This window comes from Streptomyces violascens (genome assembly GCF_014649955.1).
GTDB lineage: Bacteria > Actinomycetota > Actinomycetes > Streptomycetales > Streptomycetaceae > Streptomyces > Streptomyces violascens.
The window spans coordinates 63728-79209 of sequence record NZ_BMUA01000012.1; the positions used below are offsets into that span (position 1 = coordinate 63728).

The 15482-nt window shown below is 70.2% G+C and carries 16 protein-coding genes; 11 read left to right on the plus strand and 5 right to left on the minus strand.

What is annotated here, in order from left to right; all coding sequences use genetic code 11:
* The first annotated feature begins 24 nt into the window (after positions 1-24).
* On the plus strand, positions 25-513 hold the full coding sequence (locus IE206_RS23190; RefSeq protein WP_189965060.1) for a type III secretion system chaperone family protein: 489 nt from the start codon (positions 25-27) through the stop codon (positions 511-513).
* A 59-nt stretch (positions 514-572) separates the two neighbouring features.
* Here IE206_RS23190 and IE206_RS23195 read toward each other — a convergent pair whose 3' ends face one another.
* Positions 573-1841 (minus strand): MDR family MFS transporter, encoded by a 1269-nt coding sequence (locus IE206_RS23195; RefSeq protein WP_189965062.1) that lies wholly within the window; start codon positions 1839-1841, stop codon positions 573-575.
* Between the two features lie 174 nt (positions 1842-2015).
* Here IE206_RS23195 and IE206_RS23200 point away from each other — a divergent pair, with 174 nt between their 5' ends.
* Together IE206_RS23200 and IE206_RS23205 are read left to right on the plus strand one after the other, a co-directional pair.
* Positions 2016-2774 (plus strand): phosphoglyceromutase, encoded by a 759-nt coding sequence (locus tag IE206_RS23200; RefSeq protein ID WP_189965063.1) that lies wholly within the window; start codon positions 2016-2018, stop codon positions 2772-2774.
* A gap of 268 nt (positions 2775-3042) precedes the next feature.
* The gene (locus IE206_RS23205; RefSeq protein WP_189965066.1) at positions 3043-3468 is read left to right on the plus strand and encodes a hypothetical protein; all 426 of its coding nucleotides are present in this window, start codon (positions 3043-3045) and stop codon (positions 3466-3468) included.
* 399 nt (positions 3469-3867) lie between these two features.
* Here IE206_RS23205 and phoU read toward each other — a convergent pair whose 3' ends face one another.
* Positions 3868-4545, minus strand: coding sequence for a phosphate signaling complex protein PhoU (phoU, locus tag IE206_RS23210; RefSeq protein ID WP_189965068.1), 678 nt, complete (start codon positions 4543-4545; stop codon positions 3868-3870).
* A 199-nt stretch (positions 4546-4744) separates the two neighbouring features.
* Here phoU and phoR point away from each other — a divergent pair, with 199 nt between their 5' ends.
* Both phoR and phoP read left to right on the plus strand, forming a co-directional pair.
* Positions 4745-6025, plus strand: coding sequence for a two-component system sensor histidine kinase PhoR (gene phoR / locus IE206_RS23215; RefSeq protein WP_053728183.1), 1281 nt, complete (start codon positions 4745-4747; stop codon positions 6023-6025).
* Positions 6026-6030: 5 nt separating this feature from the next.
* Positions 6031-6702, plus strand: coding sequence for a two-component system response regulator PhoP (gene phoP / locus IE206_RS23220; RefSeq protein ID WP_465270246.1), 672 nt, complete (start codon positions 6031-6033; stop codon positions 6700-6702).
* A gap of 82 nt (positions 6703-6784) precedes the next feature.
* On the opposite strand, the gene IE206_RS23225 is transcribed toward phoP, so the two are convergent.
* On the minus strand, positions 6785-7444 hold the full coding sequence (locus tag IE206_RS23225) for a copper chaperone PCu(A)C domain-containing protein (RefSeq protein WP_189965070.1): 660 nt from the start codon (positions 7442-7444) through the stop codon (positions 6785-6787).
* 612 nt (positions 7445-8056) lie between these two features.
* Here IE206_RS23225 and IE206_RS23230 point away from each other — a divergent pair.
* The 6 genes from IE206_RS23230 (at position 8057) to IE206_RS23255 (ending at position 14208) form a co-directional block, all read left to right on the plus strand.
* Entirely contained in the window at positions 8057-8539 is a 483-nt protein-coding gene (locus IE206_RS23230; RefSeq protein WP_003953493.1) for a CarD family transcriptional regulator, read from the plus strand.
* Between the two features lie 267 nt (positions 8540-8806).
* Positions 8807-9544, plus strand: a complete 738-nt coding sequence (ispD, locus tag IE206_RS23235; protein WP_189965072.1) for a 2-C-methyl-D-erythritol 4-phosphate cytidylyltransferase — start codon at positions 8807-8809, stop codon at positions 9542-9544.
* A complete protein-coding gene (gene ispF, locus IE206_RS23240) occupies positions 9534-10037 on the plus strand; it encodes a 2-C-methyl-D-erythritol 2,4-cyclodiphosphate synthase (RefSeq protein WP_189965074.1) in 504 nt (167 codons plus the stop codon). Before ispD ends, ispF begins: the two co-directional genes overlap by 11 nt.
* 143 nt (positions 10038-10180) lie before the next feature.
* A complete protein-coding gene (gene cysS / locus IE206_RS23245; protein ID WP_189965076.1) occupies positions 10181-11578 on the plus strand; it encodes a cysteine--tRNA ligase in 1398 nt (465 codons plus the stop codon).
* 110 nt (positions 11579-11688) lie between these two features.
* Positions 11689-12645: a 23S rRNA (guanosine(2251)-2'-O)-methyltransferase RlmB gene (gene rlmB, locus IE206_RS23250; RefSeq protein WP_189965078.1), complete on the plus strand. Its 957-nt coding sequence runs from the start codon at positions 11689-11691 to the stop codon at positions 12643-12645.
* 75 nt (positions 12646-12720) lie between these two features.
* Positions 12721-14208, plus strand: a complete 1488-nt coding sequence (locus tag IE206_RS23255; protein ID WP_189965080.1) for a DoxX family protein — start codon at positions 12721-12723, stop codon at positions 14206-14208.
* Positions 14209-14276: 68 nt separating this feature from the next.
* Here IE206_RS23255 and IE206_RS23260 read toward each other — a convergent pair whose 3' ends face one another.
* Both IE206_RS23260 and IE206_RS23265 read right to left on the minus strand, forming a co-directional pair.
* Positions 14277-15008 (minus strand): nucleotidyltransferase family protein, encoded by a 732-nt coding sequence (locus IE206_RS23260; RefSeq protein ID WP_189965082.1) that lies wholly within the window; start codon positions 15006-15008, stop codon positions 14277-14279.
* Between the two features lie 33 nt (positions 15009-15041).
* Complete coding sequence (locus tag IE206_RS23265) at positions 15042-15449, minus strand: hypothetical protein (protein WP_053728175.1); 408 nt, start codon at positions 15447-15449, stop codon at positions 15042-15044.
* Positions 15450-15482 lie beyond the last annotated feature (33 nt).

The following is a 15482-nucleotide window of genomic DNA, read 5'->3' on the forward strand; positions in this document are numbered from 1 at the left end:
GGGGGCTTCGCGTAGGCTCGCGGCATGGCTGACGTGCGGCAGGTCATCGAAACGGCCCTCAAGGACGCGGAGCTCTCGTGGGAGTCCCCTGAGCCCGGTACGTATGTCGTGACCCTGCCGGGTACGCGCAAGCTCTCCACCACCTGCTCGCTGCGGGTCGGCGCGCACGCCCTCTCCGTGAACGCGTTCGTCGTGCGGCACCCCGACGAGAACGAGCCGGCCGTCCATCGCTGGCTCCTCGAACGCAACCTCCGCCTGTACGGGGTGAGTTACGCGGTCGACAGGCTCGGCGACGTCTACCTGGCGGGCAAGCTCCCGCTCTCCTCGGTCACCCCGGAGGAGCTCGACCGGCTGCTCGGGGTCGTCCTGGAGGAAGCGGACGGCGCCTTCAACACGCTGCTGGAGCTGGGCTTCGCGTCGGCCATCCGGCGGGAGTACGCGTGGAGGGTGTCGCGGGGTGAGTCCACGCGGAACCTCGACGCGTTTACGCATCTGACGGGTGGGGCGGGTTGAGCTTGCCGGTGCGGCGGGGCTGAACCCGGGGGCTGCCCGGAGGCAGCCCCCACAACCCCTTACACCCCCGACGCCTCCCGAACCTCAACCCGAGCCTCGTCCCCGGCCGGTGCCCCCGGCACCCCTTCCCCCGCCAGCCCCCGCATCAGCACCCAGTACCCCAGCGCCGCCACACTCCCCAGCACCGCGCACGCCGCCCACAGCCACGTCGCGCCGAAGTGGTCGATCACGTAGCCCGACATCAGCGGGGCCACCAGCGCCGCCACCGACCAGGACATCGTGTAGATGCCCTGGTAGCGGCCCCGGCCGTGGACGGGGGAGAGGCGGACCACCAGGCCCGTCTGCGTCGGCGCGTTCACGATCTCGGCCAGGGTCCAGACGCAGATCGTCAGGGCGTACACCGCCACCGAGCCCGCGAACGCCGTCAGGCCGAAGCCGTAACCCGCAAGGAGCGCCGAGATGACCAGGAGGCGGCGCGGGTCGCGGTGCTGGATGTAGCGGGTGACAGGGATCTGAACCGCCACGATGAGGATGCCGTTCACCGCGATCGCCAGGCCGAAGTCCGCACTGGAGAAGCCGTCCGTGCCCATCGCCACCGGCAGGCCCACGTAACCCTGTTGGAAGATCAGGGAGATGAGGAAGGACAGGCCCACCACTCCCATGAAGCGGCCGTCCTTCAGGACCGTCCCCATGCCTATCTGAGGTTCGGATTCCTTTTCCACCGCCGTCTGCTCGGGGCGGGACTCCGGCAGCTTGAGGAACACCACGACCGCGCACACCAGCGTCAGGCTCGCCTCGCCCAGGAAGCCCGCGAGGTAGCTGTACTGCGCGATGAAGCCCGCCGTCATCGACGAGACGGCGAAACCCAGGTTGATCGCCCAGTAGTTGAGGGAGAACGCGCGCACGCGGTCCTCCGGCTTCACGATGTCCGCCATCATCGCCTGCACCGCCGGCCGCGACGCGTTGCTCGCCATCCCGACGAGGAAGGCGACCCCCGCGATCGCCACCGGCTCCGTCATGAAGCCGAGCAGCGCGACCGACAGGGCCGTGGAAGTCTGAGCGATCACGAGGGTGGGGCGGCGCCCGAGCCGGTCGGTCATGATGCCCGCGCCGATCGACGAGACGACCCCGCCGAGCCCGTGCAGGGAGGCCACGAGTCCCGCGTACGAGGCCGAATAGCCCCGGTCCAGGGTGAGGTAGAGCGCCATGAACGTGGCGACGAAGGCCCCGAGCCGGTTGATCAGGGTGCTGGTCCACAGCCACCAGAACTCCCGGGGAAGCCCCGATACGGATTCTCGTGCGGCGCGTCTGAGACTGGCGACGGACATGCGGCTTCCCCCGGAACTGTGGCACTCGTGTAAGTGGTGCGGATGATGTCCGCAAGTTACAAGTGGCCGGTTCCCGGAGGCCAGTGAATTGACGGCGTCCGTCAATCGAGACGGCCCCGGGACCTTGGTCCCTGGGCGCGCGAGGGCCCCGAAACGTCGATTAGGCTCGGACGCATGGCCGACGCACCGTACAAGCTGATCCTGCTCCGCCACGGCGAGAGCGAGTGGAACGAGAAGAACCTGTTCACCGGGTGGGTGGACGTCAACCTCACGCCGAAGGGCGAGAAGGAGGCGGCGCGCGGCGGTGAGCTGCTCAAGGACGCCGGCCTGCTCCCCGACGTGCTGCACACCTCCCTCCAGAAGCGCGCCATCCGCACCGCCCAGCTCGCGCTGGAGTCCGCGGACCGCCACTGGATCCCGGTGCACCGCAGCTGGCGCCTGAACGAGCGCCACTACGGCGCGCTCCAGGGCAAGGACAAGGCGCAGACGCTCGCCGAGTTCGGCGAGGAGCAGTTCATGCTGTGGCGCCGCTCGTACGACACCCCGCCGCCGCCGCTCGCGGACGGCACCGAGTTCTCCCAGTCGGACGACGCCCGTTACGCGACGATCCCGCCGGAGCTGCGCCCGCAGACCGAGTGCCTCAAGGACGTCGTGACGCGCATGCTGCCGTACTGGTACGACGGCATCGTCCCGGACCTCCTGGACGGCAAGACCGTCCTGATCGCCGCCCACGGCAACTCGCTGCGCGCGCTGGTCAAGCACCTCGACGGCATCTCCGACGCCGACATCGCGGGCCTGAACATCCCGACCGGCATCCCGCTGGTGTACGAGCTCGACGCCGACTTCAAGCCGGTCAAGCCGGGCGGCACCTACCTCGACCCGGACGCGGCCGCCGCCGCGATCGAGGCCGTGAAGAACCAGGGCAAGAAGTAGGACGTAACCCCTGTAGTTGGACCCAAGAGGTAACCCCAGAACCCCCTGCCTGCGGATTTCCGCCGCGCAGGGGGTTCTGCGTTACGCCCCGTACCCGACCGCTCGCGCTCCGGTCGCCGACCCGGCACCCTGTGGATAGCCTCGAAACGCGCATTTCGCCCGGAATGTGAGCCGAGTGTGACACCTCGCGACGCCCCGTTCCATCTCGTCACGCTCGTACGGCGAACCGCGCATCACCCGGGGGAGTCCGCCAAGACAGGAGTCCGATGTGAAAGCCACCCTGCGCAGCCGCTGCGTCCGGACGTTCGCGGCCGGCGCGCTGTCCGCTGCCCTGCTGACCGCCGGATCGGTCGGTACCTTCGCGCATGCCGCCGCAAGTCCCAAGCCCAAGCCCAGCCCGTCCACCTCCGCGTCCAAGTCGACCGCGTCCATCACCGTGAAGGCGTCGTCGGCCTCGGTGAAGGCCGGCGACAAGGTGACGTTCACGGGCCGCACCAAGGGCATGCCCATAGGCAGCAAGCTGGTGCTCCAGCACAAGAAGGGCAGCAAGTGGACGACCCTGCAGGCCAGTACCACGGTCAAGCAGGGCAGCAGCTACTCCCTTGACGCCAAGCTCAACGACAAGGGCAAGCAGGAACTGCGGATCAAGTACGACGAGGTCACCTCGCCGTCGGTCACCGTCACCGTGAAGTGAGTCTGTCTGCGCAGATGGAGCCGCAGTCGTGAATGAAGTCGCGGCAATGAAGCCGCGGCAATCAAGGAGGGCCCCGCCCGACCCGGGCGGGGCCCTCCTCGTGCTGGGAATTCACGCTGGGAACAACACCGTCGGCGGGATCAGCCGCCGCACTGGCAGGGCGCGCCCGACTGGCAGCCGCAGCCGCAGCCCGAGCCGCAGCCGCACGCGCCGATCAAGGGGAGCCGGACCACTTCGACAGGGGTGACAGGTGCTTCCTGGCGTGGTTCGGACGTGGGCGAATCGGCCATGGGTCCCTCCCGGGGTAGGCAGACGCAGTGAGCCTCTACCCATTGCATGCCCAATCCGGCGGGCGCATCAACGGCGCACGCGCGCAAGCCTGCTGGGCTCCCTCCGGTGTCAGGCTCCCTCGACCGGCGCCGCGGCCTGGAGGTCGTCGGCGTGTTCGCCGGTGACCAGGTAGACCACACGCTTGGCGACCGACACGGCGTGGTCCGCGAAGCGCTCGTAGTAGCGGCCGAGCAGGGTCACGTCCACCGCGGTCTCGATGCCGTGCTTCCAGCGGTCGTCCATGAGGTGCTGGAACAGCGTGCGGTGCAGCAGGTCCATCTCGTCGTCGTCCTGCTCCAGCTGGAGGGCCAGGTCGACGTCCTTGGTGATGATGACCTCGGCGGCCTTCGCCATCAGGCGCTGGGCGAGCTGGCCCATCTCCAGGATGGTGGCGTGCAGGTCGTGCGGAACGGCGCGCTCCGGGTAGCGGAGGCGGGTCAGCTTGGCCACGTGCTGGGCGAGGTCGCCCGAGCGCTCCAGGTCGGCGCTCATGCGCAGGGAGGTCACGACGATCCGCAGATCGGTGGCGACCGGCTGCTGGCGGGCCAGCAGTGCTATCGCCCGGGCCTCCAGGTCGTGCTGGAGATCGTCGACCTTCTGGTCGGCCGCGATCACGCTCTCGGCGAGCTTCAGATCGGCGTCGAGCATGGCCGTGGTGGCGCGCCCGATCGCCGACCCGACAAGGCGGGCCATTTCGACCAGACCCTCGCCGATCGAGTCAAGTTCCTCGTGGTACGCGTCCCGCATGGGTGTCCCTCTCTACAACGTCTCCGGGGGGCCGGGGGTGCCTGTGAACCCCACGCTCCCACGTTCCGTCCGTTACGCGTCCGATTCGGCCATAGGAAGTGAACCGTCCCTATCACCTCGGTGAACTCTGGGCGACGAACGTTCGAGCGGCCACCCATTTGGCTGGGTCAGTGTCGGTGGTGCCGCATAACCTGGATGCATGGACGTGAACGCGGCGGTCGCCGCATTGGCAGCGATCGCCGGGGTGTGCACCGGCGTGATCGCCATGCTGGCGTTCCGCTGGAGCGAGCGCGACCAGGCGCGGCCCACCCGGACGTCCCTGCACACCGACGCCGTACTTCCCCCGGGCGTGGACACGGTCCTTTCCGTACTGCGCTCCTCCGCCGTCGTCCTCGACGAGAGCGACTCGGTGGTCAAGGCCAGCTCCGCGGCGTACGCGCTCGGCCTGGTCAGGGGCGGCAAGCTGGCCGTCGAGCCGATGCTGCACATGGCCCGCGACACCCGCCGTGACGGCGAGATACGCCAGGTCGAGCTCGACCTGCCCCGGCGCGGTACGGGCCGCGGCGAGGCCCTCGCGGTCTCGGCCCGGGTCGCCCCGCTCGGCTCCCGGCTCGTGCTGCTCCTGGTGGAGGACCTCACCGAGGCCCGCCGCATCGAGGCCGTACGGCGCGACTTCGTGGCCAACGTCAGCCATGAGCTCAAGACCCCGACCGGGGCGCTCTCCCTGCTGTCCGAGGCCGTCATGGACGCCTCGGACGACCCGGAGGCGGTCACCCGCTTCGCCGGCCGGATGCAGATCGAGGCGACCCGGCTCACCAACCTGGTGCAGGAGCTCATCGACCTCTCCCGCGTCCAGAACGACGACCCGCTGGAGGACGCCGAGCCGGTCCGCGTCGACGAACTCGTCGCCGAGGCCATAGACCGCTCCCGGCACCCCGCGTCCACCAAGCAGATCACCATGGCCGCGGGCGGCACCGCCGACCTGTACGTCTGGGGCAACCGCGGCCAGCTCGCCGCCGCCCTGGGCAACCTGGTCGAGAACGCCGTGAACTACTCGCCGGCCAGGACCCGGGTCGGCATCGCCGGGCGCCGCATCGCCGCGCCCGGCGGCGACCTGATCGAGATCGCCGTGACCGACCAGGGCATCGGCATCTCCGAGAAGGACCGCGAGCGCGTCTTCGAGCGCTTCTACCGGGTGGACCCGGCCCGCTCCCGCGCCACTGGCGGCACGGGCCTGGGCCTGGCCATCGTCAAGCACGTGGCCGCCTCGCACGGCGGGGAGGTCACGGTGTGGAGCTCCGAGGGACAGGGCTCCACCTTCACCCTGCGGCTGCCGGAAGCCGGCGCCGTCCGGGACCGCGCCTCCGCCGGGCGCGGGCCTGTCACGGTCGACGAGGACGAGGATGTCCCGTACGAGACCTTCAGTTCCGCTGTGCCTGAATCACAAGCCATAGTTCCTGCCCCGGAGGTCCTTCCGTGACCCGAGTGCTCGTCGTCGAGGATGAGGAATCCTTCAGCGACGCCCTGTCCTACATGCTCCGCAAGGAGGGCTTCGAGGTCGCGGTGGCGGCCACCGGGCCCGACGGCCTGGACGAGTTCGAGCGCAACGGCGCCGACCTCGTCCTGCTCGACCTGATGCTGCCCGGCCTGCCGGGCACCGAGGTCTGCCGTCAGCTCCGCGGCCGCTCCAACGTCCCGGTCATCATGGTGACCGCCAAGGACAGCGAGATCGACAAGGTCGTGGGCCTGGAAATAGGAGCCGACGACTACGTCACCAAGCCGTTCTCGTCGCGCGAGCTGGTGGCCCGCATCCGGGCCGTCCTGCGCCGCCGCGGCGAGCCGGAGGAGGTCACCCCGGCCGCCCTGGAGGCGGGCCCGGTCCGCATGGACGTCGACCGCCACGTGGTCACCGTCTCCGGCGGCAAGGTCGACCTCCCGCTGAAGGAGTTCGACCTCCTGGAGATGCTCCTGCGCAACGCGGGCCGCGTCCTGACCCGGATGCAGCTCATCGACCGGGTCTGGGGCGCGGACTACGTCGGCGACACCAAGACCCTGGACGTCCACGTCAAGCGCCTGCGCGCCAAGATCGAGCCGGACCCGGGCGCGCCGCGCTACCTGGTGACGGTCCGCGGCCTGGGCTACAAGTTCGAGCCGTAAGCCGATACCCCCGGACATACGAGGAGGGCGGGCCCGGATCAGATCCGGGCCCGCCCTCCTCGTATGTCCTGCACGGGTTGCGTCAGTGACCCGCCGCGCTGTGCGACGCCGAGCCGGCGCCCGCGGGCTTGCCGCTGCCGCCCGGCGTGTTCGGCGTGGCCGAGCCGGACGGGCCGCCCGAGGCGGGGGCCGACGGCTCGCCCGAGGCCCCGGGGGTCTCCTTCGGCTTCGGGAGCTCGCTGGGGCCGACGCCCTCGAAGTAACTGGTGGCCGGGACCACGAAGGCGTCCAGGCTCACGTTGCCGGTCCTGCTGAACTGGAAGGTGACCTTCTGCGCGTCGCCGTTCTTGGCGGCCTCGCGGCCGTTGGCGACGACCGCGGAGGCGTTGCCCTTGCCGCCGAGCACGATGGAGCCGTGCGCCGGGACGGTGATCGGGCCGGCGCCCTGGGCCGGGGAGAGCTTGACGGCGGCGCTGCCGACCTGGATCGAGTCCAGCGTCTGCGGGTCGGTGCCGTTGTTGAACAGCGTCGCGGCGACGACGGCCGGGCCCTCGGCGTCGGCCTTCGGCTGGGTGACGACCGTCGCGTTCTGGACCTTGATGTCGCCGACGGTGACGTAGGCGTTGTCCGCCTTGACCCCGAGCGTCTGGGCCCCGTTGCCCGCGGCGCAGGCGGAGAGGGAGGCGAGCGAGAACGCGATGGCAGAAGCGGCGAGGGCGCCGCGTCGAAGGCTGCGGCTCACGGCGGCGGCAACTCCTTGGACGTACGAGACGGACTGCTTCGGACGGGCTACGGGTCAGCCGGCCGCGTACCTAAGGGCCAGCTAAGGGTGTGTCAGCGGGCCTAGATTACCGAGCCGTCCGACGCGCCCCGCACCCGACCCGCCCCTTGGGCCGACGGGCCCGCCGAACTCGGGTGGATCACGCGTCGATCTTGGTCTTTCGTACGCCGTTCACATATGCCGGGTGATCAATTTCCCGGGCCGCCACACATTCCTTACCGAAAATCCCCGGGAGTGGTCCGACCGGGCCGTTCGTTGATCAATTCCGGAAAGAATCCCGCACGGCCGAACGGGTGAACGAGCGCCGAACGGAGTAGATGAAGTTCACCGTCCGGAATCCGGCAAACCGGGACGTTCGGCCTCCACGGGTGCCGATCGGGGGCGCGTAACGTACGCGTTTCGCAGCCCCTTCGCAGCTGCTCCGACCTGCGAATACCGCCTTCCGGAAGCCCTCCGCAGCACGTTCCTGTTGCTGTTGTCAAGCCCCGAGATATGCCCTGACCTGCGAAAACGCCATTCAGAAGAAGCCGTATCCGTGTTACCCTGGATAGCCACGGAAGGGGTACCTGTCACATGACGTTCAAGGTTGGCGACACCGTGGTCTATCCCCATCACGGGGCCGCGCTGATCGAGGCCATCGAAACTCGCCAGATCAAAGGCGTGGACAAGACCTACTTGGTGCTCAAGGTCGCCCAGGGCGACCTGACTGTGCGCGTGCCCGCGGACAATGCGGAGTTCGTCGGCGTTCGCGATGTAGTTGGTCAGGACGGGCTGGACCGGGTCTTCGAGGTGCTACGCGCGCCGTACGCGGAGGAGCCCACGAACTGGTCCCGTCGCTACAAGGCAAATCTCGAGAAGCTCGCCTCCGGCGATGTCATCAAGGTCGCCGAAGTGGTACGTGACCTGTGGCGTCGTGAGCGCGAGCGCGGACTGTCCGCAGGTGAGAAGCGCATGCTCGCCAAGGCGCGCCAGATCCTGGTGAGCGAGCTGGCCCTCGCGGAGAACACCAACGAAGACAAGGCCGAGGCTCTTCTCGACGAGGTCCTCGCGTCCTGACGCCGTCAATTCCGGGGCTCGCCCCCGGAATGCCCGGCATTGCCGCGGTGCCCGCTGACCAGCAGTGAAAATTGCTGTGTCGCCGGGCGCTGCGGCATGTTCGTATCCCCTCGCCGCCAGCGCCCGCACTCTGTGTGCCGGGCCCGGGCGGCCTGCCTGACCGGTCGTCACGGAAGGGCCGGTCAGGGCGTCGCGCCCGGCACTCCCCATGCTCCAGGAGCAGGGGGTACCCCCAGGCCATACCCATGTCGTTTGAGGACACAAACCTTGTCAGACGAATCGCGCCCTTTCCGCACCGCCGCGGTGATTCCAGCGGCCGGACGCGGCGTGCGGCTCGGCCCGGGCGCCCCCAAGGCGCTCCGCGCGCTGAACGGCACCCCCATGCTCATCCACGCCGTCCGGGCGATGGCCGCCTCCCGCGCCGTCTCGCTCGTCGTCGTGGTGGCCCCGCCCGACGGCGCCACCGAGGTGAAGCACCTCCTGGCCGAGCACGCTCTGCCCGACCGCACCGACTTCCTCGTGGTGCCCGGCGGCGAGAGCCGCCAGGAGTCGGTGAAGCTCGGCCTCGACGCGCTGCCGCCCGGCTTCGACGTCGTACTCGTCCATGACGCGGCCCGCCCGCTCGTTCCCGTCGACACCGTCGACGCGGTCATCGAGGCGGTACGCGAGGGAGCGCCCGCCGTCGTGCCCGCGCTCCCGCTCGCCGACACCGTCAAGCAGGTCGAGCCGCGCGCCGACGGCTCGCCCGAGCCCGTCGTCGCCACCCCCGAGCGCGCCCGGCTCCGCGCGGTGCAGACACCGCAGGGCTTCGACCACGACACGCTCGTACGCGCCCACGAGAGCGTCACCGAGAACGTCACGGACGACGCCGGCATGATCGAGCAGCTCGGCCTGCCCGTCGTCGTGGTGCCCGGCCACGAAGAGGCGTTCAAGGTGACCCGGCCGCTCGACCTCGTACTCGCCGAGGCCGTACTCGCACGACGGAGGGCCAACGATGGCTTCTGAGGCACCTGTCATTCCCCTGGTCGGGATCGGCACCGACGTCCACGCCTTCGAGCGCGGGCGCGAGCTGTGGTGCGCCGGGCTGCTGTGGGACGGCCCCGAAGACGCCGAGTACGGCCTCGCCGGGCACTCCGACGGCGATGTCGCCGCCCACGCCGCGTGCGACGCGCTCTTCTCGGCGGCCGGCGTCGGTGACCTCGGCGCGCACTTCGGCACCGACCGCCCCGAGTGGTCCGGCGCCGCGGGCGTGACCCTGCTCGCCGAGGCCGCCCGGATCGTGCGCGCCGAGGGGTACGAGATCGGCAACATCGCGGTGCAGGTCATCGGCGTACGCCCGAAGATCGGCAAGCGGCGCGAAGAGGCCCAGAAGGCGCTCGCGGCCGCCGCGGGGGCGCCCGTCTCGGTGTCCGGCACCACCACGGACGGGCTCGGTCTGACCGGCCGGGCCGAGGGGCTCGCGGCGATCGCCACGGCGCTGGTGTACCGGGCGCGGTAAGAAGTCGATCACCCCGCGGGAGACCGGTCGATCACCCCGCAGAAGATCGTCGGGCGGGGCCGAGACCCAACAGTCGCCAAATTGTGTGCCCCGAGGCCCACAAGGGTCGCGGGGCACTGGTATTGGGCCACTACCCTTGTGGGGTGACCATTCGCCTGTACGACACCAGCGCCCGGCAGATTCGTGATTTCGTCCCGCTCTCGCAGGGCTGTGTCTCGATCTACCTGTGTGGTGCCACGGTTCAGGCGGCCCCGCACATCGGACACATCCGGTCGGGGCTGAACTTCGACATCATGCGCCGCTGGTTCGAGTACCGCGGCTACGACGTCACGTTCATCCGCAACGTCACCGACATCGACGACAAGATCATCAGGAAGTCGGGCGAGCAGGGCCGCCCGTGGTGGTCGATCGGGTACGAGAACGAGCGCGCGTTCAACGACGGCTACACCGCGCTCGGCTGCCTGCCGCCCACCTACGAGCCGCGCGCCACCGGCCACGTCACCGAGATGGTCGAGATGATGCGCGGCCTGATCGAGCGCGGCCACGCGTACGAGGCCGACGGCAGCGTCTACTTCGACGTGCGCTCCTTCCCGGAGTACCTCCAGCTGTCCAACCAGGACATCGACGACCTGCGCCAGCCCGACGAGGGTGTGTCGGGCAAGCGGGATGCGCGGGACTTCGCGATGTGGAAGGCGACCAAGCCGGGCGAGCCCGACTGGGAGACGCCGTGGGGACGCGGCCGTCCCGGCTGGCACCTGGAGTGCTCGGCGATGGCCCACAAGTACCTGGGCAGCGCCTTCGACATCCACGGCGGCGGCCTCGACCTGATCTTCCCGCACCACGAGAACGAGATCGCGCAGGCCAAGGCCTTCGGTGACGACTTCGCCGCCTACTGGGTGCACAACGCCTGGGTGACGATGTCCGGCGAGAAGATGTCGAAGTCGCTCGGCAACTCGGTCCTGGTCTCAGAGATGGTCAAGCAGTGGCGCCCGATCGTGCTGCGCTACTACCTGGGCACCCCGCACTACCGGTCGATGATCGAGTACAGCGAGGAGGCGCTGCGCGAGGCCGAGTCGGCGTTCGCGCGGATCGAGGGCTTCATCCAGCGCGTGGTGGAGAAGGCCGGGGGCGTCGTCGAGCCCGCCGCCCAGGTGCCGCCGGCGTTCGCCGAGGCCATGGACGACGACCTGGGCGTGCCGCAGGCCCTCGCGATCGTCCACACCACGGTGAGGCAGGGCAACAGCGCACTTGCCGCAGACGACAAGGAAGCCGCCACCGCCCGCCTGGCCGAGGTCCGCGCCATGCTCGGCGTGCTCGGCCTGGACCCGCTGGACGAGCACTGGGCCGGCGAGGGCGACCGCGGCGAGGACCTCCACGGCGCCGTCGACACCCTGGTGCGCCTGGTCCTGGAACAGCGCGAGGCCGCCCGCTCCCGCAAGGACTGGGCGACCGCGGACGCGATCCGCGACCAGCTCACCCAGTCCGGACTCGTCATCGAGGACGGCCCCAGCGGCCCCCGCTGGACGCTCGGCGCACGCTGAGCCCATGCGCGATGTGCCGCCCGGGCGATCGGGCGGCACACTTCATATACGTACGTACACGATCTGCATCCGCATGTGGATCGCCGATTCACTGAGGAAACAGGTAGGTCATGGCCGGGAACAGCCAGCGCAGGAACCGCCGCACGTCCAACAAGAAGGGCGCTACGGTCGGCAGCGGTGGCCAGCGGCGCAGGGGACTGGAGGGCAAGGGCCCCACGCCCAAGGCCGAGGACCGCAAGAAGCACAAGAAGAACCGCATCGCGACCGCCAAGGCCAAGCAGGCGGCGACCCGCCGCCCGGCTCCCCGGCGCGGCGGCGCCAAGGGCACGTCCGAGATGGTCGTGGGCCGCAACCCCGTCTTCGAGGCGCTGCGCGACGGCGTTCCGGCGACCACGCTCTATGTCCAGCAGTACATCGACAACGACGAGCGCGTCCGCGAGGCCCTCCAGCTCGCCGGCGAGCGCGGCAACATCAACCTGATGGAGGCCCCGCGCGCCGAGCTCGACCGGATGACGAACGGCCTCAACCACCAGGGCCTCGTCCTCCAGGTCCCGCCCTACGAGTACGCGGATCCGCAGGACCTCACCGCGCTCGCGTACGACAACGGCGAGGACCCGCTGATCGTCGCCCTCGACGGCGTGACCGACCCGCGCAACCTCGGCGCCATCGTCCGCTCCACCTCCGCCTTCGGCGGCCACGGCGTGGTCGTGCCCGAGCGGCGCGCGGCCGGCATGACGGCGGGCGCCTGGAAGTCGTCGGCGGGCACCGCGGCGCGCACCCCGGTCTCCCGCGTCACCAACCTGACGCGCGCCCTTGAGGCGTACAAGAAGGAAGGCCTCACGATCGTCGGCCTGGCCGCCGACGGCGAGCACACGGTCGAGGACCTGGAGCAGATCGGCGGCCCCGTCGTCATCGTGATCGGCAGCGAGGGCAAGGGACTTGGCCGGCTCGTCGGCGAGACCTGCGACTACCGCGTGCGGATCTCGATGCCGGGCGGCGCCGAGTCCCTCAACGCCGGTGTGGCGGCGGGCATCGTGCTCTACGAGGCGGCCCGCCGACGCGCCTGACCTGGGTGATCTTGACGGGTCTCGGACAGATTCGGGCCCGTCAAGCAGTGTCCTAAACCCCCATCACTCGGTTAGATGAGTGTGGACACCAGAACGCCCCGGCCCGGGCTCGACGACCAGCCTGCCCTGAGCATGGTCAAGGTGGACTGCGACCCCGCGCAGGTCATCGTCAACCACGCGAGCTTCCGGGTGCAGCTTGCACCCAAGTCGCTGCCGAAGCCCCTCCTTTCGAGCACCGCGGTGCGCCGCAGGGCGCCCGTGGTGTGGAGCGGGAAGTCGGCGCCGGGGGCGAGCGGACTGCTGCAGGCGGTCCGCGCCACCTCCGTCGCCGTCGCCGGCGGCGCGGGCGAGCGCTACGACTCCGGCTCGACGCAGGTCATCCCGCGCATCACCGTCGACGACGCGATGCCGAAGCCGCTGATCCCCAGACCCGGCGCCGGCCCCGAGACCGCACTGCTTCCGCAGATGCGCACTCCCTACAGTCAGCAACAGCCGTACGCTCACGGTGAGTTCGAGGATTTCGACGAGCTCGACCGCGACGGGGACGACAGCTCGGCCGGCAAGCGGCGCGGTGCCGAACCGGTCCGGCACGCCTATTACCCGGGCCGCCGGATGAACCTCGGCGTCGTGCTGCTCCCGCTGCGCGTCTTCCTCGGTTTCATCTCCGTGTACGCAGGCATGGGCAAGCTGTGCGACCCCGTGTACTTCGACGGCGGCGAACGCGGCTCGATGGTCAAGTGGCTGAATTCGCTGCACCCTTGGGCGCTCGCCGAGCCCCTGCGCGACTTCGCACTCCAGCACCCCGTGGGGGCGGGCCTGACCGTCGCCTTCCTCCAGGTCGTCGTCGGCGTACTGACGATGCTCGGCCTGTGGCAGCGGGTGGCGGCCGTGTTCGGCGCGATGCTGTCGGCGGCCCTCCTGGTGACGGTGAGCTGGCAGACCGTACGCGCCTACGACGCGCCCGACATCATCTACCTCGCCGCCTGGTCCCCGCTGATCATCGCGGGCGCCCCCGTGTACTCCCTCGATGCCCGGCTCGCGGGCGAGGCCTGGCGCAAGCTCGGGCCGCGCTCCGAACTGTGGGAGCTGCGGCGGCGGGTGCTGCGGCGCGGCCTGGTCATGACGACCGTCGTGGTCGGCCTCACGCTGATGACCGGCGCGCTGCTCGGCGGCGCGGTCCGCTCCACCACCGTGGTGACCGTGCCGGGCCCCGACGACGACCCGACCAACTACCTGCCCGGCACCCCGCTGCCGAGCGAGACCGGTCCCGCGCTCGCGCCCCGTACGCCCTCCAGGAGCGCCAAGCCGTCGGCCAAGGCCACTACTTCGGCGAGCCCGTCGGCGAAGCCGTCCAAGAAGCCGAAGGCCCACCAGACCGTCACGGCGGGCACCACCGGCTCGCCGAGCCACTCCGCCGGCACCGGAGGCCAGCCCTCGTCCCGTCACCGCACCACCCCGCAGGCGCCCCCGTCCACGAGTGCGGGCCCGACGTCGTCGGGCAGCACGGGCACCACGGGCTCAAGGGGCGGCAACCACAACCCCATTGGGGGGTTGCTGGGCTAGGGCCGAATCGGCAGACGAAGGGGGGCCGGAAAGATCCGGCCCCCCTTCGGCGTGCAGTGCGCCGAGCCTCAACTCCGTCGAGTCGCAAGCTCCTTGGCCGCCTCCGTGAGGTCCTTCGCCGTGTCGATGGCCCGCCAGTACGCCCCGTGGGGCAGCGGGAACCCGGCCAGGCGGCGCTCCCGGGCGAGCCGGGGAAACGTGGTGCGCTCGTGGTCGCCGATGTCCGGCAGCATCGCGGTGAAGGCCGCGGAGAAGACGTACACGCCCGCGTTGATGAGGTACGGCGAGGGCGGCGACTCGATGAAGTCGGTGATGTGGCCGAAGGCGTCGGTCTCGACGGCGCCCCACGGGATGCGGGGGCGGGCCAGGGCCAGCGTGGCGGTCGCATCGCGCTCGCCGTGGAAGGAGGCCATCTCGCGGAGCGAGAAGCGCGTCCAGATGTCGCCGTTGGTGGCGTACCAGGGCTGGTCGGGGTGTGGCAGCGAGGCCGCCGCGTACTTGAGGCCGCCGCCCCGGCCCAGCGGCTCGTCCTCGACGACCGTGGTGACACGCAGCGGAAGATCGGCCTTCGCCAGCCAGTCCTTCAGGACGTCGGCGAGGTGGCCGCAGGATACGACGGCGTCAGTGACGCCCTCGGCGGCCAGCCAGGCGAGCTGATGGCCGATGATCGGGATCCCGGTGCCCGGGATCTCGACCATCGGCTTGGGGCGGTCGTCGGTGTACGGACGAAGTCGTGAGCCCTGGCCGCCCGCCAGGACCACGGCCTGCGTCGGAAACGTCGCAGTTGTGCTCGCAGTCATGCGGTGAACGATAGGCGTCCCCGCAGCGGGGCGTCACCGCTCCTGGGCCACGCCGGAGGCGAAGGAGGTGTCGCAGACGGGGCGGGAGTACGACTGGGCCTTCACGGGGCCGTAGTGCTCGACGGCGGCCCTGCCGAGCGCGCGGGCGATCGACATGCAGTGCTGGGCGAGCGAGGGGCGGTGCTCCACCTCGCGCTGGAGGTGGGTCAGCGCGGTGCCGGGGTCCTTCTCCTGGAGCTCGGTCAGGAGTGCGTCGCGCAGGACGTCCTGCGGCGCACGGGACTTGGCGCGTACGGAGACGTTCTCGGAAGAGGCGGTCAGGATCTGCGATTCGTTGCCGGCCCAGTTCACCCGGGTGACCGCGAGTGTCCCGGAGAGCACGAGGACGACGGGCAGGACAAGGGCGAGAGTTCGGCCGATTCGGCGGGCTGTGTGCGTCACGGAGGCGAGCGTAGCGGGGGGTGATGATTTGGC